Source organism: Serratia odorifera, assembly GCF_041448735.1.
Taxonomy (GTDB): Bacteria; Pseudomonadota; Gammaproteobacteria; order Enterobacterales; family Enterobacteriaceae; genus Serratia_F; species Serratia_F odorifera.
Map to the genome: position 1 here is coordinate 533,269 of NZ_JBGMUT010000001.1, position 25,625 is coordinate 558,893.

22 protein-coding genes are annotated in these 25,625 nt (G+C 55.0%); 7 read left to right on the forward strand and 15 right to left on the reverse strand.

The annotated features are described in order from the left end of the window. Positions 1-13 precede the first annotated feature (13 nt). Positions 14-1,348, reverse strand: coding sequence for a glycoside-pentoside-hexuronide (GPH):cation symporter (locus ACCC84_RS02455; protein ID WP_273867634.1), 1,335 nt, complete (start codon positions 1,346-1,348; stop codon positions 14-16). A gap of 739 nt (positions 1,349-2,087) precedes the next feature. On the opposite strand from ACCC84_RS02455, the gene ACCC84_RS02460 reads away from it, so the two are divergent. Further along, positions 2,088-2,288 carry a hypothetical protein gene (locus tag ACCC84_RS02460; protein ID WP_039992224.1) on the forward strand — a complete coding sequence of 67 codons (201 nt, stop codon included), beginning with the start codon at positions 2,088-2,090 and terminating at the stop codon, positions 2,286-2,288. 28 nt (positions 2,289-2,316) lie between these two features. Here ACCC84_RS02460 and ACCC84_RS02465 read toward each other — a convergent pair whose 3' ends face one another. The 11 genes from ACCC84_RS02465 to ACCC84_RS02515 all read right to left on the reverse strand — a co-directional run bounded on the left by ACCC84_RS02465 (position 2,317) and on the right by ACCC84_RS02515 (position 14,568). After that, complete coding sequence (locus ACCC84_RS02465) at positions 2,317-3,318, reverse strand: HAD family hydrolase (protein ID WP_273867637.1); 1,002 nt, start codon at positions 3,316-3,318, stop codon at positions 2,317-2,319. After that, positions 3,315-4,331 (reverse strand): BatD family protein, encoded by a 1,017-nt coding sequence (locus ACCC84_RS02470; RefSeq protein ID WP_004964433.1) that lies wholly within the window; start codon positions 4,329-4,331, stop codon positions 3,315-3,317. Before ACCC84_RS02470 ends, ACCC84_RS02465 begins: the two co-directional genes overlap by 4 nt. Beyond that, positions 4,328-5,851, reverse strand: coding sequence for a tetratricopeptide repeat protein (locus ACCC84_RS02475; protein WP_371901505.1), 1,524 nt, complete (start codon positions 5,849-5,851; stop codon positions 4,328-4,330). Before ACCC84_RS02475 ends, ACCC84_RS02470 begins: the two co-directional genes overlap by 4 nt. After that, positions 5,848-6,825: a VWA domain-containing protein gene (locus ACCC84_RS02480; RefSeq protein ID WP_198772707.1), complete on the reverse strand. Its 978-nt coding sequence runs from the start codon at positions 6,823-6,825 to the stop codon at positions 5,848-5,850. The genes ACCC84_RS02475 and ACCC84_RS02480 overlap by 4 nt, the downstream gene beginning before the upstream one ends. Then, a complete protein-coding gene (locus ACCC84_RS02485) occupies positions 6,818-7,258 on the reverse strand; it encodes a DUF4381 family protein (RefSeq protein WP_273867644.1) in 441 nt (146 codons plus the stop codon). The genes ACCC84_RS02480 and ACCC84_RS02485 overlap by 8 nt, the downstream gene beginning before the upstream one ends. After that, a complete protein-coding gene (locus ACCC84_RS02490) occupies positions 7,259-8,164 on the reverse strand; it encodes a DUF58 domain-containing protein (protein ID WP_198772706.1) in 906 nt (301 codons plus the stop codon). It abuts the gene before it with no gap. Then, positions 8,164-9,162, reverse strand: coding sequence for an AAA family ATPase (locus ACCC84_RS02495; RefSeq protein WP_004964416.1), 999 nt, complete (start codon positions 9,160-9,162; stop codon positions 8,164-8,166). Before ACCC84_RS02495 ends, ACCC84_RS02490 begins: the two co-directional genes overlap by 1 nt. Then, positions 9,159-10,454 (reverse strand): anaerobic sulfatase maturase, encoded by a 1,296-nt coding sequence (locus ACCC84_RS02500; protein ID WP_039992223.1) that lies wholly within the window; start codon positions 10,452-10,454, stop codon positions 9,159-9,161. The genes ACCC84_RS02495 and ACCC84_RS02500 overlap by 4 nt, the downstream gene beginning before the upstream one ends. Before the next feature lie 50 nt (positions 10,455-10,504). Then, positions 10,505-12,082, reverse strand: coding sequence for an arylsulfatase (locus tag ACCC84_RS02505; RefSeq protein ID WP_004964410.1), 1,578 nt, complete (start codon positions 12,080-12,082; stop codon positions 10,505-10,507). Positions 12,083-12,569: 487 nt separating this feature from the next. Then, entirely contained in the window at positions 12,570-12,830 is a 261-nt protein-coding gene (locus ACCC84_RS02510) for a hypothetical protein (RefSeq protein WP_371901506.1), read from the reverse strand. Positions 12,831-13,164: 334 nt separating this feature from the next. Beyond that, the gene (locus tag ACCC84_RS02515) at positions 13,165-14,568 is read right to left on the reverse strand and encodes a NarK family nitrate/nitrite MFS transporter (protein ID WP_198772702.1); all 1,404 of its coding nucleotides are present in this window, start codon (positions 14,566-14,568) and stop codon (positions 13,165-13,167) included. A 260-nt stretch (positions 14,569-14,828) separates the two neighbouring features. On the opposite strand from ACCC84_RS02515, the gene ACCC84_RS02520 reads away from it, so the two are divergent. The 4 genes from ACCC84_RS02520 to narI are packed head-to-tail and all read left to right on the forward strand — an operon-like array spanning position 14,829 to position 21,557. Continuing rightward, positions 14,829-18,617, forward strand: a complete 3,789-nt coding sequence (locus ACCC84_RS02520; RefSeq protein ID WP_039992222.1) for a nitrate reductase subunit alpha — start codon at positions 14,829-14,831, stop codon at positions 18,615-18,617. Continuing rightward, a complete protein-coding gene (gene narH, locus ACCC84_RS02525) occupies positions 18,614-20,152 on the forward strand; it encodes a nitrate reductase subunit beta (protein ID WP_004964391.1) in 1,539 nt (512 codons plus the stop codon). Before ACCC84_RS02520 ends, narH begins: the two co-directional genes overlap by 4 nt. Next, a complete protein-coding gene (gene narJ / locus ACCC84_RS02530; protein WP_198772700.1) occupies positions 20,149-20,877 on the forward strand; it encodes a nitrate reductase molybdenum cofactor assembly chaperone in 729 nt (242 codons plus the stop codon). The genes narH and narJ overlap by 4 nt, the downstream gene beginning before the upstream one ends. Continuing rightward, positions 20,877-21,557, forward strand: a complete 681-nt coding sequence (gene narI, locus ACCC84_RS02535) for a respiratory nitrate reductase subunit gamma (protein WP_004964386.1) — start codon at positions 20,877-20,879, stop codon at positions 21,555-21,557. Before narJ ends, narI begins: the two co-directional genes overlap by 1 nt. Positions 21,558-21,562: 5 nt before the next feature. Here the strand turns inward: narI and dgcQ are convergent, their stop codons facing one another. Together dgcQ and ACCC84_RS02545 are read right to left on the reverse strand one after the other, a co-directional pair. Then, positions 21,563-23,248, reverse strand: coding sequence for a cellulose biosynthesis regulator diguanylate cyclase DgcQ (gene dgcQ, locus ACCC84_RS02540; protein WP_273867652.1), 1,686 nt, complete (start codon positions 23,246-23,248; stop codon positions 21,563-21,565). A gap of 166 nt (positions 23,249-23,414) precedes the next feature. Then, on the reverse strand, positions 23,415-23,633 hold the full coding sequence (locus ACCC84_RS02545; RefSeq protein WP_004964379.1) for a hypothetical protein: 219 nt from the start codon (positions 23,631-23,633) through the stop codon (positions 23,415-23,417). Positions 23,634-24,051: 418 nt separating this feature from the next. On the opposite strand from ACCC84_RS02545, the gene ACCC84_RS02550 reads away from it, so the two are divergent. Continuing rightward, a complete protein-coding gene (locus ACCC84_RS02550) occupies positions 24,052-24,279 on the forward strand; it encodes a biofilm development regulator YmgB/AriR family protein (protein ID WP_004964374.1) in 228 nt (75 codons plus the stop codon). A 98-nt stretch (positions 24,280-24,377) separates the two neighbouring features. Here ACCC84_RS02550 and ACCC84_RS02555 read toward each other — a convergent pair whose 3' ends face one another. Further along, positions 24,378-24,731 (reverse strand): hypothetical protein, encoded by a 354-nt coding sequence (locus ACCC84_RS02555; RefSeq protein ID WP_004964371.1) that lies wholly within the window; start codon positions 24,729-24,731, stop codon positions 24,378-24,380. 390 nt (positions 24,732-25,121) lie between these two features. Here ACCC84_RS02555 and ACCC84_RS02560 point away from each other — a divergent pair, with 390 nt between their 5' ends. Beyond that, a complete protein-coding gene (locus tag ACCC84_RS02560) occupies positions 25,122-25,616 on the forward strand; it encodes a CinA family protein (RefSeq protein ID WP_004964369.1) in 495 nt (164 codons plus the stop codon). Positions 25,617-25,625: the final 9 nt, after the last annotated feature.

The window sequence follows — 25,625 nt, forward strand, 5'->3', positions numbered from 1 at the left end:
GTAACGATATCCTTTATGAAAGACTTTGTTTGGCAAGGTTGATGGATTTCATCGTGCCGTCATCCAGCTTGTACCAGCGCAACGTTGCGAAGGCGCACAGCGACAGCAGACCCGGTACGATGGTGAACAGGGCGACAATGCAATACATCGCGGTGGAGGTTTGTGCGGTCGCGTTGGCTACGTAGCCGCTAAAGCCCAGGGTCCAGCCGACAATCGCGCCGCTGATTGCCATGCCGAGCTTCAGCACCGCGAGGAAGGTTGAAAATACCACGCCATCCATGCGCTTGCCCTGTAACCATTCTCCGTAGTCGGCAACGTCGGCCATCATTACCCACATCAGGGTGGTCGTAGCTTGATAGAGGGTGGAAATAATAAAAGTGAGCGGTACCAGCACCAGGATGGATTTCGGCGCGAAGAACAACGCAATGCTGAGCACCCCGGCCAGCACGGAACAGTAACCGAACATTTGCACTTTGCCGACGTTGCGCGTCAAGCGCTTGGCCAGTGCGCTGCCTGCGGCCTTGCCGAGAATATGCGCGCCCAGCATCCACATGAAATAACCGGCATTACCAAGATAATAGGTGACAAAATACATCATCGCCCCAAGGCGAATTACCCCAAAGCCGATGTTGGTGATCACCAGCACCGACACCACGCGCCACTGATCGTTGCGTAACAGATCGCGCAGTTCGGCCAGATAATTGTTGTGGGTAGCCGGGGCATTGATACGTTCGCGGGTGTTGGCGAAACAGATCCAGAACATGATCACCGCCGCCGTCGCCATAATCGCCATCGCCGCGCGGTAGCCCATCAGCTTGTCGTCGCCACCGAGATACTCTGCCAGCGGCATCATAAAGAACGTCGACATGGCGCCGCCCAGCGTGGCTAAAAAGAAGCGGTACGACTGCAGGGAAATACGCTGTTCGTTATTGGAGGTAATCACCGCACCCATTGAGCAATAGGGAATGTTGATGGCGGTATACATCAGCATCATCAGGGTATAACTGACGGTGGCAAAGATCATTTTACCGTGCAGGCTCAGCGATTCCGGCACGGCGTAGGTGAGCAGACAGCTGGCACCGAAAGGCAGCGCCAGCCACAGCATCCACGGGCGGAACTTACCCCAGCGGGTGCGGGTACGATCTGCCAGGTAGCCCATCGCCGGATCGATAATGGCGTCTGCCGTGCGCGCCAGTAAAAACAGGGTACCGACAAACGCCGCCGGTAACCCCACCACGTCCGTGTAATAGAAGGTCAGGAATATGATGACATTATCCAGCCCCACATGGCTTGCCATATCGCCCAACCCATAACTGATTTTCTCTTTACGGGTGATCTGTTGACTCATGTTAATTACCTGCCGTTGTACGGTTATGCTTAGAGGTATGCTGGCTGTAAGGGTAATTCACCGACCTGGGTTCACAATTGCGAGATTTGGCATTGGCGTTACGGAAACTAATTTTCGTGATACCGGTAACAAAACGCCGGGTGAGAGTAGGGTAATTACATAAAAATCAGAGGAGTAACGCGATATACAGCTATGTTGGCGGTGTTTTAACGTTGAGGGTAGGGTTGCGGCAGATAACCAAAGGTGAAAAAGCCCACCAGAGTGGGCTATCCGAGTTATTCCCAAGTGAGCCAATTATGACAAAGGCGCCGTCAGGGATTGCGAACCCGTACGGCGCTTTATCAAAATAAGGCCGAACCAGAAAAAGAGCAAACAACACGCCAGGCGGGTCAGCGAATCTGGGATAACGCTCATAAAAAAAATCCCGCTCTATGGCGGGATGAATGGATGATGCTGCATGAGTCCTTTCGTTGTTGACGATTGAGGCTATTCTGTCGTCAATTGGCGACACTAGCCTATCGCGATGCCAGAGACAAGCGCTTTTATCTTATCTTGGGGTAATGTGTGACTTATGACCATTAGCCGGTGTCATGGTGATACCGGCCTGCCGCGAATCACGCAGTGCGCGTGATGTCGTGCCTGCACGGCGTTGTCGGCAGGGTGTTCGCCAACGCTAAATCGCGGTAAAATGCAGCGGTAACCCCTGTCTTATAACCGCTGGGCAATCTCTGAATGCGTTATGAAAACACGTAAGCCACGCCGTCCACCAGGACGCTGGGTCTATTATATTTTACATGAAGATATGCTGTGGCCCTGCCCGGTCAAATGGGAATGGGAGGGCGGCTATAACGCCTGGCTGCCGTTCTACTACTCACCAACGCTGGAGTTCGTGGCGGGCAACCCAGCCAAGGCGACCAAAGTGAGCCGGGGCCGGCGTTAAGATCCCCAAAATGTTCCGTTAGGCTCGGTTATTTGGCTTTGGCAGGGCATAACGCCGGATCAAATACCGTTTTCCAATCCCGCTTCATATCGACAATGATCCACCCCTTGGCCGGGGCCAGCCGCAATCCGTCGATCAGCTTGCCGCTGGCGGGTGGGTGGCTATCGTAGGCATATTCGCGTTCGGCATCGGTATGATGTACCAGTAAACCAAAGGTTTTGAACTCGGGATTGGCCGAGGTGTATTGCATCATTGCCACATCGCCGTCGCTATTGCCAAAGGCGGCTACCGGGCGCTGGCCGATAAACAGGTGAATAGCCACCGGCTTGGCGGCTGCATCATCGTAAAACGCCCCTTTCATGGTTTTACGCAGTTGCGTACCGTCGTTGGTGAGGGAAAATTCACTCAACGCGAACGACCCCACGACCTGCTCAGGCGGAATACCGTACATACGCTGTGCCAGCACGCGCATGAAGTCAATGCCGCCACCGGAGACGATCCAGGTTTTAAAACCGTTGGCCCGTAAATAATCGAGCAATTGGCGCATAGGCTGATAGCCCATGCGGTCGTAACGGCAGTCAAAACGCCTATCTCGGTGATTTTCAACCCAGTTGCCGACGCGTTGTGCGAATGCTTCAGTAGTGACGTTGCTATGGGTCAGGGTCAAAAGCTGCATCAGTCCTTCCTCACCCGACGCGGCGACGGTGGCTATATCGTCCTGCAATACCGCGCGGACCAGCGGGTTCTTCTGCCATTCCGGATGCTCAGGCGCCAGACGCTTCACTTCATCGATAGCGAACTGCAATTGAAACGTCAGCGGTGCTTCCGGCCATAGCGTGCCGTCGTTGTCAAATACCACGTAACGTTTGTCCGGGGGAATATAGGTCGCGCGATCTTCGCTGGTGGCATTCTGCACCCATTGCATAATGGCCTGTTTGGCACCGGTGTCTTGCCAGGCTGCAAGCGGCTCGGCGTGAGATGCGCAGGCATAACTCAGTAACAGGGCACCGAGCGTTAGTGAGTATTTCATCGTTCACCTCTTTTGCTGGGAGTCAGTTCGGCTAGTGGGATCGGTTGCCAGAAGCGTCGCCATCTGCGGTGGCAATATTTCAGGCTGCGCCAAAGTGGGCGTCGCGACAACCAGAGCAATAAGGCTATCAGCGACAGCGAAACCCCGATGATGATCGCCCGCCATTGACCGTTTGCCGTGGTGCCGCGCAACACCGACTCTCTGCCGGCGGCACGTGCGGCGGCAACCTGCATCGTGGCTCCTGGCAACTGGGCGACTTGCCATTGCCGGCGGGTGGTATCCCACCAACGCAATGCGATCGGGGGTAGGGTAACGGTGCCGGCTTGCGACGGTAAATAACGCAGCTTTTCTATACGCTGGACGTCGCCGACGTCGCCCCGGCCAGTTTTCAACAGGGTATTGATCGGCGTCAGACGCTGCGTGTCGGTGCCAGGGATGGCATAAAGCAACGGTGGGATTTGAGTCGCAACAACGCCGCCAGCCTTGACGGTAACGCTGCGTTCGATCACATCCCCTGCATGCAGTTGACCGTCGTTGGCGGCGTGAAATTGGTGAATCTGCTGGCTTAATACCAGGTGCTCGGCCGGCAGAAAACGGTCTGGTTGTTCCACCCCGGCCGGCCAGGCGACGGCTGTTTTAAGCGCCGGTAGCGTCACGGTGACCGGCGGTTGATTGGCCGAGAACAGCGTAACTTCTGTCGCAGGCAGGTTTAGCCAGCCCTGATCCCAGGCGATGACTTGCCTTTCCTGGCGGATGCCGCTCCAACTGATGCCATCCTTGCGGCGGCTAAGAAGTTGGTTTGGCAGCGGAGTCGTCAATAACGAACCGTTTTCCAGCGTGAAGGTCGGCCATTGCGGCGGTGGGTTAAACCAGCTGTCGGTCCAGAAGGTTACCGCAATGCGCAACGGTTGTCCGGGAACCACCTGCTGCGGCGCCACAAGTTCGCGCGTGATATCCATTGCCGCGCGGGCAGGGATGACAAGCGCCAGCAGCAGCAAGAGTACGGCCTTCATGGTGTCGCCTCGGTCTGGTTACGGTAGAGGTTTTCCAGCAGGCCGGATGGCGACATTTCCAGGTTGTCAAACCACTGTTCAACCTGCGGGCTGCTGCTGGCTATTGGTTGAATATCCAGCTGATTGACACCCTGGTCTTTGTCTAGATCATGTTTGATCTCGTCCGGTTTATAGTCTTGTTGTTTGCCTTGAGCAGACTGACGCTCGCGTTCCTGTTGCCGCAGTTTCATGATGATTTTGGCGATTTCTGCCCGATTGTGCCGCGCAATCTGCCAGTCTGGCTGGAGGCTCAACGCGCGGTCATAGCTATTGATCGCCTGCTGCCACTGCTTTTGCTGGGCGTAACTGTTACCCAGCCATAACAGGGTTTCCGCCGTTGGCGTCGCCTGGTGAAACGCCGATGCAGCAGCGGTAAAATCCCCGGCGCGGTAGTAGGCGATGCCTTGCCATAGTGGCTGCTGGAAATGCTCTGCCGCCCGTTGATAATGGCCTTGACGGAAAGCCAGTTGACCCTGCATATCCGGGCTGATCCAGGCATCTCGCCAGGCCGCCTGACCATAAGGCAGATAAAACAGCGGCAGCAACACAATCAGCCGGCAGAACAGCTGATGGCGACCAAACAGTAATAACGGCAGCATCGCTATTACCCACAGATAACCGACGTTAAGCCAATGCAGATCGCCACGTGCGTTGTTTTGCGCGCTTACTGATTGACGCAGGTGAGCGGCGATCGCCGATAAGTCGCTGTCGTCACTGCTGACCAACGTAACCGGCACCCCGCGGTCGCGCAGTTGGCTAAATCGTGCAACGTCGAGTCGCGTATCAATGCCACGTTGCGCGTAGCTTTCGGGTAATTGTCCGCCGCGCGCCGTGCCGGGCACCCAAATCTGGATCGGCGCGTCGAGCTGTGCCAGCCAACTGGCATCCTGTGCAGAAAGGGTATCGGCAACCAGCAGGATATTGCGCGGCGTCTGAGCGGTATCCGCCATGTTTTTCAACGCCAGCGCGATCCCCTGCCTCAGACCGGAACCTTCGCCCTGCGGCAGCAAATCGGGTTGCTGTGCGTGCAGGAATAATGAATAGAACGTGCTGTCCAGCGTTAATGGCGTGGTCAGGTAAGCGCCCGTATGGTAGACCACCAGGCCAAAGCGCGTTCCCGGCGAGTGCGCCATTAATGCCATGATCTTGCTCTGCATGCGCTGGTGGCGGTTGGGGGTCAGATCCTGGGCATACATAGCCGGATCCTGTTGCAAAACGACCATTACATTGCTTTGCCGAGTCAGGGCGGCGGGCACATCCCGTTGCCAACTGGGGCCGGCAAGCGCGAGAACGCCAAGCGCCAGTAGCCATGGCAATATTTGCGTGATGGTGTTCTGCCGCCGGATGATCAGCGCCTTGGCCAGCGGTTTATCCATGATTCGCTGCCAGGCACTGCGCTGGCCGGCGTGGAGAAACCACAGCAGCACACAGATTACCAAGCCGAGCAGGCGCCAAGGGTAAATAAAGTGGAAATCGCTCATGTGGCTTTCTCCCGGACAAACTGCAACAGCGCATAGGCCATCAACAGAGCCAGTGCGAGCAGCAGTGGCCATTGGAACAATGGCAGATGCCAGGACCAACCTATGGCTTTCACCTGAACTGGCGTGATGGCGTCGATTTCCTGCCATACGCTGTCCAATGAAGCTCCTGAGTTGGCGGCGGTCCATGATTTACCGCCGGTAATGCGCGCAATCTCCTGCAATTGCGTAAGGTCGACGTGGTCGCTGCCGGTACTGTTGCTATCACCGAAGGCGATGGTATGTACCTGAACGTGATGTGCTGCCGCCAGTTGCGCGGCCAGCGGTGGGGCCAGTTGCGACGCGGTGTCGTTGCCGTCGGTGAGTAAAATCGCCAGTTTGCTGGCATCCTGGTTGGCGCTGCTGTCGAGCAGTTTTACTGCCACCCCAAGCGCGTCGCCAATCGCTGTCTGCTCGCCAACCATGCCGGGGGACAGTTGGGTAATGCGCGTTTGCAACGCCTGCTTGTCTTCACTAACCGGGGCGAATGGCCAGGCCTGGTTGGCAAAAATGACCAGACCAATGCGATCGGATTGACGTGCTGCCACGAATTTGCTGACCGAGTTTTTCACCGCCTGCAACCGAGTGATGCCGCCGGGAACGTCATTTTTCGCCATCGAGCCCGACACATCCAGAATCAGCACCAGATCGCGCATGGGCTTTTGGATATATTGCGGCGGCGTCAGGTACTCTGGGCGTGAGACAGCGGCGACCAACAGCAGCCAAATCAGCCAGAACATGGCGCCGGCCAGCTTGCCGCTGCGGACCGGTCTGTTATCGAGTTGCAGCTCGTCAATCAGATGCGGCAGAAACGGTACGCGAACATGCTCCCGGACAGCCCGCTGGCGCGGTAACAGATAGCGGCCAGCCAGAGGCAGTAGCATCAGTAGCCAGGCCCATGGCCAGGCGAAATCCACCTGGGTCAGTAGCTCAGACATAAGGCAACCTCTCCAGCCAGTCTTTCAATTGATCTTGCAGACGGGCGTTGGTGCCAGCGTCAAGTTGATTGTCCGGCTGACAATATTTTTCAGCGAGGGCAACGCGCAAATCAGCATCAATATCTATCTGTTGCAGCAGTTGTTGCGCCGTCAGCGAGCGGCTGACGGCACTGCGTGGTTGATGAATCAGCAACACGCGTTTTATCAGCGCCAGCCAACCGTCAGCGCTGTTTTCCCTGGACAACGCGGCCATCGCCTGGCGCCGCCATTGATTGCGTCGCCAGCGAGCAAGACGAAATAACAGCCACACCAGCAGAGAGATTAGCAGCATGCAACCCAGCAGATACCATCCCGGCGGCAGAGGGAACCAGGAAATGCTTGGCGGCAGCTCGGGTTGCAGGAGTTCCGGTACGCTAAATCCTTTTTCCAGCATTCAGACTCCCTTTTGCAGCTGTTTGACCAGATCCTGCGCAACCACTATCTGGTTGACGCGGATGCCCATCCGGGTGAGGCGATTTTTCTGCTCGGCCAGACGCGCGACAATATGTTGCTGGATTTGGTCTTTCAGCGTCGACGTCAGGGATACCGTCGCGTGGCGCCCCTGGTAACTGGCTGCCAGGTTACCCTGCTTTGGCAGCGTCAGAGGGAGGTCGTCGAGGATGACGAACGCACTGATGTCGCAACGCCGCTTGAGTGCAGCCAATAATGCCTCGCAGCGCCCGTCGAGATCGTGAAAATCGCTGAGCAGAGCCAGCCAGGCACCGCTGGGGATGGTATGGCTGGCCCGTTGCAAAACCTCGGCCAGTGACACGGTGGCCGGGGGTTCATCGGGATAGCGTTCCGGCAATTGTTGGTTGTAGTGCAGTACATCCTCCAGCACTCTGGGGAGACTGGTGGCGGGGGAACGGCATGGTTGCAGGTTGCATGCCGTATCGCTGAAAACCGCGCTGCCAAGGCGATCGCCGTCATGCCAACTGCGCCAGGCCAGCAGCGCGGCAATTTTGGCGGCGACGACGGATTTGACTTGCCCACGGGTGGCGAAAAACATATCCAGACGTTGATCGACAAGCAGGAAAACCGGCCGCTCTCGCTCTTCGTTATACAGCCGGACCCAAGGGGAACGCAGACGCGCCGTTGCCTGCCAGTCGATTAACCGCACGTCGTCGCCGGGCTGATAGCGGCGCAGACTGTCAAAGTTGAGACCACGGCCCTGCTGGCGGGAAACGCGCTCACCGGCGAGCGCGCCAGGAGGAATCTGCCCCGGCGGGTTAGCCAACAGTCTAGCCTCGGCCGCAAGCGCCATCAGCGAGTTGCGATCGACCTGCAGTACGCTGTTCATCAGGCGACCACTGCGTCGAGCAGCATGCGGATTGCGTCGTCCGGTGAACAATTATCCGCGTGGGCCTGGTAGCTCAGCATCAGCCGGTGACGCAAAACCGCAGGGGCGACCCGCTGAATGTCTTGCGGCAGTACCGCATCGCGGCCTTCAAGCCAGGCCAGCGCGCGGCCACAGCGTTCCAGAGCCAGGGTGCCGCGCGGACTGGCGCCAAAAGTAATGTAGCTGGCCAGTGTGTCGCTGACGGTCTGCGGGTGGCGGGTGATATCCACCAGATTGATGATGTAATCTTCGACGGTGGGCGCGACGTATACCGCGGAGATGTCCTGCCAACAGCTGGCTACCTCCTGTTGCGACAGCATCAACGGCGGTGATGCGTCAGTGGCTGAGGTGTCGGCAACGGGGTGATATTTCTGTTGTTGCTCTGCGCGAACCAATTGCATCACCTTTTTTTCGTGCTCTTTAGCCGGATAATTCACCAGCAGCTTCATCAGGAAACGGTCGAGCTGGGCTTCAGGTAATGGCCAGGTACCCTCCTGATCGACCGGGTTCTGCGTGGCCAGCACCATAAAAATGCCGGGTAGCGGCCAGGTTTTTCCGGCGACGGTAACGTGACGCTCCTCCATGGCTTCGAGCAGGGCGGATTGAACCCGTGCCGAGGCGCGGTTGATTTCATCGGCAAGGATCACATTGCCAAATACCGGGCCGGGGCGAAAGCGGAACTGATCTTCCTCGCGCGTGGCATTTTGCTGATAAATTTCACTGCCGGTAATGTCGGAGGGCAACAGATCCGGGGTAAACTGGATGCGGCGGAACTCACCTTCGACATGGCTGGCCAGTTCACGGACTGCACGGGTTTTTGCCAGCCCAGGCAAGCCTTCAAGCAGCACATGCCCATCGCAAAGCAGGGCAACAATCAGCATGCGTACCAGCGATTCCTGCCCCAAAACCCGCTGATTGATGCGCTGTTCAAGCGCCAGCAGCTTTTCGCGGTTATTCATTTACATTCTCCCGCTGCGCCAGGTTTCAACAGCGTGGCGATGCCAACCAGGATCGGTTGCGCATAATCGAAAAAGGCTTTGATGCCCGGACACAGATAATTGAGGCCCGGTTCGCCATCCGGGGTGCGCACCAGTCGATTTTTCGGACACTCGCCCCAGCACAGTTTCAGGTACGGACATTTTTTACAGTAGGTCGGCAGCGTGTCTTTTTTACCGAGACCAAAGGCTTTCTGGCGCTCCGAAAAGGCCATATGGGCAAGTTGGGTGTCGGCAATATTGCCTAACTGATATTCCGGATAAACATAGTGATCGCATGAGTAAATATCGCCGTTTTTCTCAACCGCCAGACCTTTGCCGCAGAACTCCGATGCGGTACAAATTTGCGCTGGCATGCCCATGGTCTGTGCTACCGCAGTTTCGAACAGATTGACCTGAACGCGACCGAGATCGTTGTTTACCCACTCTTCGAACACGGTGGTGAGGAAATGGCCCCAGTCATCCGGGTCTACCGACCAGTCGGTGACGATCGAATCCAGATCGCCCGGTTTGGCGCGGCGTGAACCGGTCACCGGGATGGCGTCTTGGTGCCAGAACTGTGGGGCAGTCTCTTTAAAATCGACCGGTTCAACGCAGGGGTTGAACTGAATGTAGGTCGCGCCCAATTCAGCGGTGACAAACCGGTAAACCTCCAGTGGAAAACGGGCATTGGTACGGTTTACCGTCACCAGCGCATTGAAGGGGACCTGATATTTTTTCAGCGCGGCAACGCCCTGCATCACTTTATCAAAGGTAGGCTTTCCGCTGCGGGTGACACGATAACGATCGTGCAGTTCACGCGGACCGTCGATGGACAACCCAACCAGAAAATGATGTTGTTTAAGAAACTCGGCCCATTTGTCATTAATCAGTACGCCATTGGTTTGCAGGTCATTTTCTATCCGTTGGCCGGGTTTCTGGTAGCGCCGTTGGTATTTCACCACCTTGTGGAAAAACTCCAGCCCCATCAGCGTGGGTTCTCCCCCTTGCCATGAAAAAACCACCTGTTCGCCATCCTGACCGTCAATATATTGGCGAATGAAGTTTTCCAGCACCTCGTCGCTCATGCCGGTGTGGCGATCCTGATGCAACAATTGTTCTTTGTGCAGATAGAAGCAGTAGGAACAATCGAGGTTACAGGTTGAGCCCGTGGGCTTGGCCATGACATGGAAACGTCTTTTGTATGCCGGCCCTTTACCGTTATATTTCTCTGCTGACGGTAACGCTTTAACCGGTAATGTGGTGCTGTGCTTCATCGCTCACCCCTGTATATGCCGGGTGGTTGCCCACCCGGTTAATGGCTTGATTAATTGCTTTTTGCACCTTGCTCGATCAGTTGCTGAACATCCGAAACCGTGAATGAGCCAGGTTTTTGGCGAGGAGGGAACTCCTGGAAACTTTGCAGCATGTCGCCAACGTATTTTTGCGCGCCGCCCAGCAGGAACAAACGACTGTAGAACCAGTTATTGTAGTCCATACCGGTGTCGCCTCGTTCCAACGGATCGATGTCGAGATCGAACAGCATTGGCGTACGCAGCTTGACAAACGGGTAGCGCCAAACGTCCAGACCCGAATGCTCCTGGATCATGAAGTGTGCCTTCCAGCGACCGTAACGGATGGCCAGCAGATCGCCGTCGTCACTCCAGTAGAAGAACTCTTTACGCGGGTCTTCGCCTTTGCCCTGCAGGAAATCCAGTTGGTTATACCCGTCCAGATGAACTTTGTAGGTCATTGACGACGTTTTGTAGCCTTTTAGCAGTTGCTGCTTGATGTCGGGCACGCCGGCTGCGGCAACCAGCGTCGGGAACCAGTCGTTGCTGCCGAAAATATCGTTGATCACCGTGCCGGGTTTGATATGTCCCGGCCACTTGATCATGGCGGGCACGCGGAAACCGCCTTCCCAACCGGTGTTTTTCTCGCCTCGGAACGGCGTCATGCCGGCGTCAGGCCAGGTCGCGATCATCGGCCCATTATCCGTGGTGTAGATGATGATGGTGTTGTCTTCAATGCCCAGGTCTTTTACTTTTTTCAGGACTTCACCGACCGTTTTATCATGCTCAACCATGCCGTCGGCGTAAGTGCCGAGCCCTGTAGTGCCGATGCTGGCATCTTTCAGGTGGGTTTTATTGTGCATGCGGGTGGTGTTGTACCAGGTAAAGAACGGTTTGCCGGCTTTTACCTGACGCTCCATAAAGTCGTTGTTCGCTGCCAGCGTTTCTTCGTCAACGGTGCCCATGCGTTTGATGGTGAGTGGACCCGTATCTTCAATTTTACCGTCGGCGCTGCTTTTGATGACGCCGCGCGGGCCAAACTGTTTGCGGTATGCGGGATCTTTCGGATAGTCCGGGTTTTCCGGCTCTTCTTCGGCGTTAAGGTGGTAAAGATTACCGAGGAATTCATCAAAACCGTGGGCAGTAGGCAGAAACTCGTCGCGGTCCCCAAGGTGGTTTTTGCCAAACTGGCCGGTGGCATAACCCAGGTTCTTGAGAATATTGGCGATGGTTGGATCGTCTTTACTCAACCCCTGCGGAGCACCAGGCATGCCGACCTTGCTCATGCCGGTACGGAATGGCATCTGGCCGGTAATAAATGATGATCGACCTGCGGTGGAGCTCTGTTCAGCATAATACGAGGTAAATTTCGCACCTTCACTGGCGATGCTGTCAATATTTGGCGTCTTATAACCCATCATGCCCTGGTTATAAGTACTCAGGTTCCAATAGCCGACATCATCACCAAAAATAACGACGATATTGGGTTTCGATGCATCCTGCTTCGCGGTATCAGCGGCCGCATCAGCAGCGTGGGCGGTGGACACGGCACCAGATGCCAACGTCAGCATACTGGCGATCATGGTCCTTTTGAATGGGGCGTTTATAAACATCACGGAGCTCCGTTTATGAGAGGGCAAAAATGAGTATAGTAAACAACTGATATTTAATGTTACATTCCCCATTAAATCGTATTAAATAAAAACGTAATATTTACAATCAGTTATAAAATCATTTCCTTTGCGGGCTGTCTGGATAGGCGTGGGTTGTGAATACTGTCACTTTTCAGAAATATAATTCACGCTGCCGCAATGCTAGTGGATGAGCCGTAATCTATAAAATAAATTTCAGTTTAAATTTAAACTTTCTGTATACGATAAAAATGGCGTGCGGTGTTGCGGCAATATGATTTCTTTCTTTCGTTATGTTACCAGTAATTCTGGCTGAAAATTGCCACCGATACGCATGTAATTATTAATACAATTAAACTATTAGCCAGTATGCTCAAGTGATTCAAGGCCGGTAACCATGATTTTCGCTGGCGAACCACAGACAGGAATCCCAGCCAATATCCCCGATCACCACCGGTGTTTATTAATGTCATGCACCAGGCTCGACATGCTTGGCTATGGTGTAACGCAGCCGCCGGCTGTTTGGCGTGAAAACCGAAAAACACCACTGGCCAGACAAATCAACGTGTTTTTTCATAAACCAGCCAACGGAGACAAAGTGCGGCATTGTTTTTTTATTAATAAAAATCTTAGCAAAGGGAAGGGAAACGTCGCCTTTGCAGGCAGATTTTTTATCGGCTAGTGCGCTTGTCGTCCACCAGAGGGATTTGGCTGGGTTGGGGGGAGTCATCGATTAGCCTATGACGCAGCGGTGCGGACAGGTGACGTTGGAAAAAAAAGCCCCTCCAGACGAGGGGCAACATACAACAACACCAGGGAAATCGGTTATTAATCATAGGTATTGTAAGGTTTTTGAGACGAGAGTTTAATAAAAAATGTGATGCAAAAATTCATTATGGTGATGCATTTTTACAGCGGATGGCGACTCACGGGCAGCAGCGCGTTTCGCTGGCTCATACGGCGTGCTATCGGCACGGTGGCGTTGGATCGGAACTGGCGGAAGCGCTGGCAGTCAGCCAGTGGTTCAGGCGCCTCGCGGCGGAAACGGCGAGGCGCTGGAGGGGTTATTTTCGGCTATCGATATGGGTGCGTATATAGAACCACCAGGTCACCAGGGTGCAGACCACGTAAAATACCAGGAACACTTTCATCGCGCTGTCTGCCGCACCGGTGAGTGCCAGCGAGGTGCCGAAGGCTTTGGGAATGAAGAACCCGCCAACCGCGCCGATGGCCGAGATAAAGCCGAGCGCAGCGGCGGAGTCGGTGGCGGCTTCGTGCGCGGCTTCCTCATCGCTGCCGCCATTGGCCTTCACGCGGCGGGTGGTATCAAAACGGAAAATAATGGAAATCATCTGGAAGGTCGAGCCGCTGCCCAGACCCGCGGTCAGGAACAGACCCAGAAATACCAGAAAGAATGCCAGGAACGATCCACCACCGTGGGTGCCGGGTAGGGTCAGAAAGATCAGTGCCGCGAAAATGCTCATCATTGCGAAGTTGAGTACCGTAACGCGCGCACCACCAAATCGATCGGCCAGTGCGCCGCCGACCGGCCGTGCCAATGCGCCGATCATCGGACCCCAGAAGGCATAGTGCGCGATCGACACCTCCGGGAACTGGGTTTTGGTCAGCATGGCGAAGCCGGCGGAAAAGCCGATGAACGAGCCGAAGGTCGCCAGATACAGCAGCGCCATGACCCACATATGCAGACGTTTCAGTACCGGTAACTGCTCACCAAGGGAGGCTTTGGCAGCCGCAATGTCGTTCATGCCGAACCAGGCGGCGACGGCAAATATCGCCAATGGTATCACCCAGACAAATGCCGCATTTTGAAGCCATAGCGTTTCGCCTTCCGCTGTGGCGTGGCCACCGCCGGCGAAGGTGCCGAAAATAGCGCTGGTTACCACCAGCGGCGCGACCAGTTGCATGACGCTGACCCCCAGGTTACCCAATCCGCCGTTCAACCCCAGAGCGCCACCTTGGTGGCTTTTCGGAAAGAAGAAACTGATATTGGCCATGCTGGAGGCGAAATTGGCACCGGCGACGCCGCACATCAAAGAAATCACCACAAACACCCAATACGGCGTGGCGGGATTTTGCACCGCAAAGCCCAACCACAAACAGGGGATCACCAGGATCAGCGTGCTGAACGCGGTCCAGCGACGGCCGCCGAAAATGGGTATGACAAATGAGTAGGGCACGCGCATAAAGGCGCCGGCCAATGAAGGCAGGGCGGTCAACATAAACAGCTCATCGGTAGAAAATGAGAAGCCGACCCGGTTGAGGTTGATGGCAACGGCGCTGAACAACATCCAGACGCAGAAGGCCAGCAACAGGCTGGGAATAGAAATCCATAAGTTACGCCGGGCGATGCCTTGGCCAGTGTGCTGCCAAAATTGCGGATCTTCGGGATTCCAGATGGATAAAACGCCTTTTTCGGCGCGATCGTCAGTTTTTGGCAGTTGCGACATAGCCGCGGCTCCTCAATGTGCAAAATCGCTGCCATTAGTCTGGTCGACAGATTCGGCAACTGCAAATGTGCGGTTTAATTCAGCGTTTTTTCTCTCATCAACCACGGCAAAGTCAGGGTTTTTGTCTATTCTGAGGAAAGTGCCGCCACGTAACCTCAACGGGCGTTCAGCAATAAACTAATCTAATTACATGTTTATATTATAAAAATATTATTCACCTGCGACGGCAGTTTCGGCTGGCGGCTTGATGGAGAATGTCGATGAGCAAATTTCTAGACCGGTTCCGTTATTTCAAGGAACTGGATGATTCGTTTTCGAATGGTTTCGGCCAAACGCTCGACACCAACCGCGATTGGGAAGACAGCTATCGCCAGCGATGGCAACACGACAAGATTGTGCGATCGACCCATGGCGTGAACTGTACCGGATCGTGCAGTTGGAAGATCTACGTTAAAAACGGTTTGGTGACGTGGGAAACGCAACAAACCGACTATCCGGAAACCCGCCCCGACTTGCCCAATCATGAACCGAGAGGTTGCCCACGCGGCGCCAGCTATTCATGGTATCTCTACAGTGCCAACCGCCTGAAACATCCGCTGATACGTCTGCACCTGCTGGAAATGTGGCGTGAGGCGCGCCAAGTGCATGACGACCCGGTGGATGCCTGGGCGGCGATCGTCGACGATGAGCAAAAAAGTCGACGCTACAAGCAGGCGCGCGGCCGCGGTGGTCTGGTGCGTGCCGGCTGGGATGAATTGAACGAGCTGATTGCCGCCGCCAACGTATATACCGCCAAAACCTTCGGCCCGGATCGGGTTACCGGCTTTTCGCCGATTCCGGCGATGTCGATGGTGTCTTATGCCGCCGGCGCGCGTTATCTGTCGCTGATTGGCGGCACCTGCCTGAGTTTTTATGACTGGTATTGCGACTTACCGCCGGCTTCGCCGATGACCTGGGGCGAGCAGACCGACGTACCCGAATCGGCGGATTGGTACAACTCGTCGTATTTGATCGCCTGGGGCTCCAACGTGCCGCAGACCCGTACGCCGGACGCGCACTTCTTCACCGAAGTACGGTATAAAGGCACGAAAACGGTAGCGATAACCCCCGATTATGCAGAAATCGTCAAACTGTGCGATCAGTGGCTGGCACCGAAACAGGGTACCGATAGCGCCATTGCGCTGGCGATGGGCCATGTGATCCTCAAAGAATTCTACCTGCAGAAACCGAGCCAGTATTTTACCGATTATGCCTCGCGCTACAGTGACTTGCCGATGCTGGTGTTGCTGGAGCCGCTTGAAGACGGCAGTTATGCCGCCGGGCGGCAACTGCGGGCAGCCGATTTGGTCAATGGACTGGGGGAGGAGAACAACCCCGAATGGAAAACCGTGGCTATTGATCAGTTGAGCGGCGAGCTGGTCGCGCCGTTGGGCTCGATCGGTTTTCGCTGGGGGGAGAAGGGCAAATGGAACCTGACGCAAACCGCCGGACAGGCGCAGCGCGAGGTCAGGTTGCAGCTGAGTTTGCTGGGACAACAGGATGCGGCGGTGTCGGTGGCCTTCCCGTATTTTGGCGGCATCGAGAGCGAACAGTTCCGTCCGGTGGCGTTGCAAGAGGTGTTGCATCACCCGGTACCGGCGAAAAAAATCACTCTGGCTGATGGTTCACAGGCATTTGTCACCAGTGTATACGATCTGACGGTAGCCAATTATGGTATTGCCCGCGACTGGGGGACTGAGCAGGTTGATAACTCGCTGGCGGCCAGCGATTACAACGATATCAAGGCTTATACCCCCGCCTGGGCGGAGCAGATTACCGGCGTGCCGCGCGCCAATATTATCCGCATCGCCCGTGAGTTTGCCGATAACGCCGACAAAACTCATGGGCGTTCGATGATCATCGTTGGCGCGGGGATCAACCACTGGTATCACATGGACATGAACTACCGTGGGCTGATTAATCTGCTGGTATTTTGTGGCTGTGTCGGCCAGACCGGCGGCGGCTGGGCGCACTATGTCGGGCAAGAAAAACTGCGCCCGCAAACCGGTTGGCTGCCATTGGCGTTCGGACTGGACTGGACACGGCCGCCGCGTCAAATGAACACCACTTCTTTCTTCTACAACCATTCCAGCCAGTGGCGTTATGAAACGCTCAATACCGCCGATCTGTTGTCGCCGCTGGCCGACAAATCCCGCTTTGGCGGCAGTCTGATTGATTTTAACGTGCGTGCCGAACGGATGGGCTGGTTGCCTTCCGCGCCGCAGCTTAACGTCAACCCGCTGGGTATCGCCCGTCAGGCAGAGCAACAGGGGAAAACGCCGCAGGAGTTTGTGGTCGACGGGTTGAAATCCGGTAGCCTGCGGTTTGCTGCCGAACAGCCCGATGCGCCGCAAAACAGTCCAAAGAACCTATTTATCTGGCGCTCGAATCTGTTGGGTTCTTCCGGCAAGGGGCATGAATACATGCTCAAGTACCTGCTCGGTACTGAACACGGCATTCAGCAGCAGGATCTGGGTCAGCAAGGACAACAAAAACCGCAGGAGGTGGAATGGAGCGAGCAGGCGCGCGAAGGTAAGCTGGATTTGGTGGTAACCCTTGATTTTCGCATGTCGACCACCTGCCTGTATTCCGACATCATTCTGCCGACCGCCACCTGGTATGAGAAAGACGACATGAATACCTCGGATATGCATCCGTTTATTCATCCGCTTTCCGCCGCGGTGGATCCGTGCTGGCAGTCGCGTAGCGACTGGGAAATCTACAAAGGGCTGGCGGCAAGTTTTTCCCGTGTCTGCGTTGGTCACCTGGCGGAAGAAACCGATGTGGTGCTGGTACCGATACTGCACGATTCGCCGGGGGAACTGGCGCAGCCGTTGGAAGTGCTCGACTGGAAGCTGGACGAATGCGATCTGATTCCGGGCAAGACTGCACCGTCGATCGCGGTGGTAAAGCGTGATTACCCGAATACTTATGCGCGCTTTACCGCGCTGGGACCGCTGCTGGACACGCTGGGTAACGGTAGCAAGGGCATCAACTGGGAAACCCAGGAAGAGATCGAACTGCTCGGCCGGCTGAACCGCCGACACAGCGGCGGCCATGCCGACGGTCGACCGGTGATTGATACCGCCCGGCAGGCGGCGGAAGTGGTGCTGTCACTGGCGCCGGAAACCAACGGCGAAGTGGCGGTGAAAGCCTGGCGCGCGTTGGGAGAACTGACCGGCCGCGAACACACTCATCTGGCGTTGCCCAAACAGGAGGTGAAAATCCGTTTCAGCGATCTGCAGGCGCAGCCGCGAAAAATCATTTCCAGCCCAACCTGGTCCGGGCTTGAGGACGATCGCGTTTCGTACAATGCCGGCTATACCAACGTACATGAGCTGATCCCATGGCGCACTCTCAGCGGCCGGCAACAGCTGTACCAGGATCATCCGTGGATGCGCGCCTTTGGTGAAAGTCTGCTGGTGTACCGACCGCCGATCGACACGCGAACTACGCGCCCATTGTTCAATCAGCGCCCCAATGGCAACCCGGAAAAGGCGCTGAATTTCCTGACGCCGCACCAGAAATGGGGCATTCATTCGACCTATAGCGACAACCTGTTGATGTTGACGTTGGCGCGCGGCGGGCCGCTGGTGTGGATCAGCGAAACCGACGCCAAAGAACTGGGCATTGAAGACAATGACTGGATTGAAGCCTTTAACGTTAACGGCGCCCTGTCGGCGCGTGCGGTGGTCAGTCAGCGAGTGCAGGCCGGCATGGTGATGATGTACCACGCGCAGGAACGCACCATCAACGTACCCGGTTCGGAAATCACCGGTCAGCGTGGCGGGATCCACAATTCGGTGACCCGTGTCAGTCCGAAACCCACCCATATGATCGGCGGCTATGCCCAGTTGGCCTACGGTTTCAACTATTACGGCACGGTGGGTTCCAACCGCGACGAGTTTGTCATCGTACGCAAAATGCGGCGCATCGACTGGCTGGACAATGAAGGGCATGACAGCGAGCAACCGGCAGCAGTGGCCGGCGGCCGGGGAGCGGCAAAATGAAAATACGTTCACAAGTCGGCATGGTGATGAATCTCGATAAATGCATCGGCTGCCATACCTGTTCGGTCACCTGCAAAAACGTCTGGACCAGTCGTGAAGGTACGGAATATGCCTGGTTCAACAACGTTGAAACCAAGCCTGGGCTGGGCTATCCGCTGAACTGGGAAGACCAGGATAAATGGAAGGGCGGCTGGATCCGCAAGATTAATGGTCGCCTGAAGCCACGTCAGGGCGGGCGTTTTGCGGTATTGGCGAATATCTTTGCCAACCCGCACATGCCGCAGATAGACGATTATTACGAGCCGTTCGACTTCGATTATCAACATTTGCATACCGCTGCCGACGGCAAGGTGCAGCCGGTGGCGCGGCCGCGTTCGCTGCTGACCGGCAAGCGGATGGACAAAATCACCGGCAGCGCCAACTGGGAAGACGATCTGGGCGGTGAATTCGCCAAACGTTCGCAGGACAAGAACTTCGAAAACGTGCAAAAAGAGATGTACGGCCAGTTCGAAAGCACCTTTATGATGTATCTGCCGCGCCTGTGCGAACACTGTCTGAATCCGGCGTGCGTCTCAAGCTGTCCGAGCGGCGCAATATACAAACGCGAGGAAGACGGCATCGTGCTGATTGACGAGGACAAGTGTCGAGGTTGGCGCATGTGCGTCAGCGGCTGCCCGTATAAAAAGATCTACTTCAATTGGAAAAGCGGCAAGTCGGAAAAATGCATCCTGTGTTATCCGCGTCTTGAAGCTGGCCTGCCAACCATCTGTTCAGAAACCTGCGTTGGGCGCATTCGCTATCTCGGCGTAGTGCTGTATGACGCCGATGCCATCGAGCAGGCGGCGTCGGTGGAAAGCGACCAGGATCTGTACGAGCGTCAACTGGCGGTGTTTCTCAACCCGCACGATCCGGCGGTTATCGAACAGGCGCTGCTGGACGGCGTGCCGATGAATGTGATCGATGCCGCCCAGCGTTCGCCGGTATATAAGCTGGCGATGGACTGGAAGCTGGCGTTGCCGCTGCACCCGGAATATCGCACCCTGCCGATGGTATGGTACGTGCCGCCGTTGTCACCGATACAGTCGGCGGCGGACGCCGGAGTATTACCGCACAAGGGCATCTTGCCTGACATCGACGCGCTGCGTATTCCGTTGCAATATCTGGCCAACCTGTTCACCGCTGGCGACACTGCGCCAGTGGCACGTTCGCTGAAGCGCATACTGGCGATGCGCCATTACAAACGGATGGAAACGGTGGAAGGTGTACACGATACCAGCGCGCTGGATGAGGTCGGGCTGACGGAAGCGCAGGTGCAGGAAATGTATCGCTACCTGGCGATCGCCAATTATGAAGACCGGTTTGTCATCCCGAGCAGCCACCGTGAACTGGCACGCGATGCGTTCCCTGAGCGCAACGGTTGTGGCTTCAGCTTTGGCGACGGCTGCCACGGTAGCGACAGCAAGTTTGATCTGTTCAACTCCAAGCGCATTGATGCCATTGATGTTGGTGCAAAAACGGGGGAGCAGAAATTATGATTTCACTGCGTATAATTTCGCGTTTGCTGGAGTATCCCGACCAGGCGCTGTGGCAAGGGAAGGCGGAGCTGCTGGCGGCATTGAACGAGGCAAATGAACTCTCTTCAATGCAGCAGGTGGCATTGGGGGCGGCCATTCGCTGGCGTTGCGCCGGGCGACTGCTGGACGCGCAGGCCGAATACACCGGGTTGTTTGATCGCGGTCGTTCGACCTCGCTGTTGCTGTTTGAGCATGTGCACGGCGAGTCGCGCGATCGCGGCCAGGCAATGATCAATCTGCTTGAGCATTATCGTCAGGCCGGGTTGCAGTTGAACAGCTATGAACTGCCCGACCATTTGCCGCTGTTCCTCGATTTTCTGTCGATGTCATCGCCGAAGGATGCGCAGGAGTGGTTGGCAAGCATTGCGCCAATCCTGGCCTTGTTGGGGGCGCGCCTGCACCAGCGCAACAGCGGTTATGCCCCGCTGTTCGATCTACTGACCCAGCTTTCCGGCAGCCAGGCCCGCAGTCAGAATCTGTTGCCGAAAGTGCGTGAGGAAGCACCTGACGACACCCCGGCCGCACTGGATGCGGTCTGGGAAGAGGAACAGGTGCGATTTATGGTTGAACAGGGCGGTTGCAGTGACGAAGCGGCCAAACAGCACCAGCGCCGTTTCACCGGTTCGGTGGCGCCGCAATATCTTGACGTTGGCGCCGCGGCGCCACAAGGCAGGGGGAGTGAGTGATGGCGCATTTCCTGGAGATATTTTTCTTCGATATCTATCCGTACATTGTCGGTACGGTGTTTTTACTCGGCAGCCTGCTACGCTATGACTACGGCCAATACAGCTGGCGAGCCGGCTCCAGCCAGATCATGGACAAGCGCTGGATGCGGTTGGCCTCCAATCTGTTTCATGTCGGCGTGCTTGGCGTTCTGGCCGGTCATGCGTTTGGCATGCTGACGCCACACTGGGTGTATCAATCCTGGTTACCGATGCCGGTGAAACAGCAAATGGCGATGTTGATGGGTGGAGCCTGCGGCGTGCTGATGCTGATTGGCGGTCTGATGCTGCTGTACCGTCGATTGTTCAATCCGCGGGTACGGGCGATATCCAGCGGCGCGGACATCCTGATCCTGGTATTGCTGCTGGTGCAGGTTTCGCTGGGGCTGGGTACCATTCCATTTTCTGCCCAACACCCTGACGGTAGTGAAATGCTGAAGCTGGTCAACTGGGCACAGCACGTGGTGACCTTCCGCTTTGGCGCCTCGCAATTCTTGCAGGGGGTGGCACCAATCTATCGGATCCATCTGGTGCTGGGCATGACGCTGTTTCTGCTGTTCCCGTTTACCCGCCTGGTACATGTGTGGAGCATTCCGCTGGAATATCTGACGCGGCGACCGCAGTTGGTGAGAAAAAGACGTTGACGGCATCATGCGCCAGTGGACGGCGTGTCGTCACTGATCACCTGATTGCGGCCGTTTTTCTTTGCCGTGTATAACCGCCGATCGGCGATCATGCGCAGGTCGTTGAGGGCGGTGCTGCCATCTTCATCGGCGCAGGCCACCCCCAGTGAGGCGGTAACACCGATCGGCAGGTTGTCATCGGTTAATATCATCGCGCCTTCGAGCGAGGCACGGATCCGTTCTGCAATCTGACTGGCGACGCTTTTGGTGGTGCCAGGCAATATCACGCAAAACTCTTCACCGCCGACCCGCCCGACCACATCGTGCTGGCGTACCGCACCGAGCACCAGCCTGGCGGTCGTCGCCAGCGTGCGGTCACCGGTAAGATGGCCGTAGCAATCGTTGACGAATTTAAAGTGGTCCAGATCGATCTGAATGACCGAGTAAGGTCGGTTGATTGCCCGGCATTTTTCGACGATGGCATACGCTTTTTCAAAGAAGGCGCCGCGATTATACAGCCGGGTCAAGGTATCGTAACTGGCACGGATCGCCAGATTGCCTTGAAGATCGCTCATACGGCGTACCAAACGCAGAATAACCTGATAAGCCAGCAGCAACGCGCAGCTGAACACCAGCCACATGATCAGCAACACGCTGATAATTCGACCGTATTCGCCGCGCATGCCTTCGGACAGCGAATGGACGTTGACCAGGGTGCCATCCAGGTTTTTGAGCGCGGAATAGGTAATGAAACGCGTGCCCATACGCAGGGTGCCGAAATCATCATTAGCCAATGCGCTAGCAAGCCGTTGGCGCTCTGTCGGGGTTAACGCCGCGGCGGCCGCCGTCGGCTGAGTACTGGCAATAACGTTGAATTTTTTGTCCAGGATAAGCAACGTGCCGTCGTTCTGGCTGGGCAGCGAATTGCTCAGGTATTGATGGATGTCGCGGGTAGAAAAATCCATCGCAATAACGCCAAACCATTCTGCATGGAGATCAATCGGCACGCTGGCGGTGATGGTCGGCCCTTCGTTTAATATGCCGTTATACACTTCGGTCCAGGTTAGCTTGCGCTGTGGATTGCGGCTCGGTTGGCCATTGGTGAAATAGTTGTGTGTCATCATCCGACGCCAGCTGACGATTTGTTCCTTGTGGTTCTGCGGCGGCGCAGAGGAAACATAAAATCCGGAGCGTGAAATATAGTAGGTGCGTTTTTGCAGTTCTTTGAGCTCATCGCGCAGATGCAAAATAAAACTGAACTCAAGCGCTGCCGCCAGTTCTTTATGCAACGCGCCGACAGGCAGGCGATGCAGTAGCGGAAATTGGCCGCGGAAGGCATCCGAAACGCCGTTAATCGGCATGCCGCGCGCCAGATCCACCTCTACCTGCCATACCGTTCGTTGACGGATCTGGTCAAAACGCTGCTGCACCGCACGGGTTTTATCGGTTACCAATGGTGTTTCCAGCGCTTGCACCATGATGCTTTGGTAAAAATTAAGTTGGTCGAGGCTATATTGGATCCGATTGTCCAGGGTGGTGGCAACGCTCAGCAGTTTATTTCGTTGGCTTTCGGTGTATGACTCATTGATGATTATCGCTTCACGCCAGGAAAGAACGATAAAAATCAGTACCATAAGCATAAAAGACAAGTTAACCACTTTCTGCGGATTCTTCATATTCAGCTGCGAGGGCAGTAACTTGTCGAAAATCATCAGTGAGTTCCTTGCTGCTACAGGAAAAATTGTAGCGTAAGGCTACCGATTTGAGCATGAGGTGCAGTGTTAATGCTAGTACAGGGTAGGGGGGAGCGTCCATGGGGTAGACGTTATTTGCTACGGCAATAGCGCCCCAGGATGGGGCGTTGGCATGACCGAATGGTCAGGAAGGAAAACTGGCGACCTTGGGAATGGTCGGACTGCTCATGGAAATGATAAACGCACCATTATCCTTGATAATATTTGCCCCTTTCGAACGGCAAATGGTTGTCAGTTCGCAAATATCATCGGCGCTGACGGGATAATCGAGCTTTATTCTCTTTACTTTCCCTGTCGAGATGGCAACTTTAGCTTCTTTCTTGCTTTTAACTGTAATGGACATAATAACCTTTTATTTCAAAGTGTTAAAAGTAATCGCTGACCAAGTCGGCTTTAGCAAACTAGCTTTCTGGACGTCCAGGCGCAAGTTAAAATATCCCCTTGGCACAAAAACGTGATCTGCTTCGCATTTATAGTTTGCTAATAGTGCCTAAGGAGACGTAAAAGAAAATAGGGCATGCTAGCTCCCCTTGGACCATTTGAAATATATCTGACAGCCAAGGGCAAATAACCTTAAAAAAATTGTGTAGTGCGAAAATTCCTAAACATACGTTATGACGGGCATCTGACTTGCCTGGGGATAGGAAAAATCTTATTGTAATAATTACGATAAGAATAGTTTCTGTTCATTATCACAATGATTGAAATCTTGAAGAGCCCTTTGCATTGCGGCCTTTCATTATTAGGGAATTTTCGGGACAATGATCGACTACAGTCTGTACGGCTTGCGGCATGAGGACGCACAGCTTTATCGTGAAAAGCTGGGTGCTATTCTTGGTGATAGCATTTTTCATTTACTCATGGACCAGAGAGCAATTAATAAGGACAATATTCTTAAGCATTTGATTAGTGAAATAGAGCGGCAGCCCGATGAGATGCAGAAATATTATCGTGCCGCACTGGAAACTATCGGCGTACACGCCAGATAATGCTTTATTTTGTTACTTGTTTGTTTTGCAAATAATTTAGCCGTCGTACAACGCCCCCGGCGGCTAAATTACGCGTGCATAGTTAGCTGTTGCTACGCTTAAGCCACGGCATCCACTGCCGTATGAGCCACACCGCTGATTTCAACCGCAGCCTGAGTCACACCGTCCTGTGCGACATCGGCGCTGTTATTCAGGGCTGCAATCAAGTCATCAGTGCTTAGATTACCGGACGTTACGCCATCAACCACATCCGTTATCGGATCGGTAATACCGCCGGTGACGTCGCCGATTTTATCCAGAATACCATCGACCACCGACGTTACCGTTTCGGCAATACCGCCAACCACACCGCTAACGGCGCCAATAGCACCGGCAACGGTACCAATTACACCGCTGACGATCCCGGTTAATCCGCCTAATAAACCCGTCAAACCACCTAAGTTCAAAGCCATATAACCTCCAGAGATAAGAATATTATTTTTTACTTTCAGTCATGTTACTTTTACCGGTTTTCTGCCGGTTAAAAATTTATAGTTCACGTATTAAAAAACTGTCAATGAAATCGATGAAATTTATATAAGGATTGTTTACCTAATCATGATGCTGAGGAAGTCAAGCCGCTGTGGCGGTTAATTGTCTGGAGAGAAAACTAAGTCGATGAAATAAATACGTTAAAAAAACATCGGATATTCTGGTCCAACCTGATAGTAATGTCCGTGTTTTTCCAGGGGGTACTTGGCAAGGATTAGACTATTTTCATTTTATTTTCTTCCCTATCTATACTGGAGGTAGGCAGCGCAAGGGTTCTAATAATTATTTATCTTGTATCAACAGGAGGAATAATGGATCAACAACTGGTGGCAGTGGCAAAGCAAGCCGGTAATGCGTTGAAGGCCAAAGGATTGAAATTATCTACCGCCGAATCCTGTACCGGTGGCTGGGTGAGTATGGCGTTGTGCGCCGCCGGTGACAGCGGCGATTTTTTTACCAGTGGATTTATCACCTACACCAATAGCGCCAAAGTGCGTTTGCTGCGGGTAGAGCAGGCAACGCTGGAGCGGCATACGGCGGTCAGTGAGCCGGTGGTGTGCGAGATGGTGCAGGGAGCGCTGGCGGCGTCTGGTGAACAGGTGGCGCTGGCCATCAGCGGCTATGCCGGACCTGAAGGGGGGGCGGACGGGACGCCGGCTGGCAGCGTGTGGTTCGCCTGGGGAGGCGAGGCGATTGGCCTGTGCGCGGAGAAGCGGCATTTTGACGGCGACAGTGAAAGCGTGATCCATCAGGCGGCGCTGTTTGCGTTAACCCGCCTGACGCAACTGTTGCAGGCTGCTGGCTGATACCAAGCG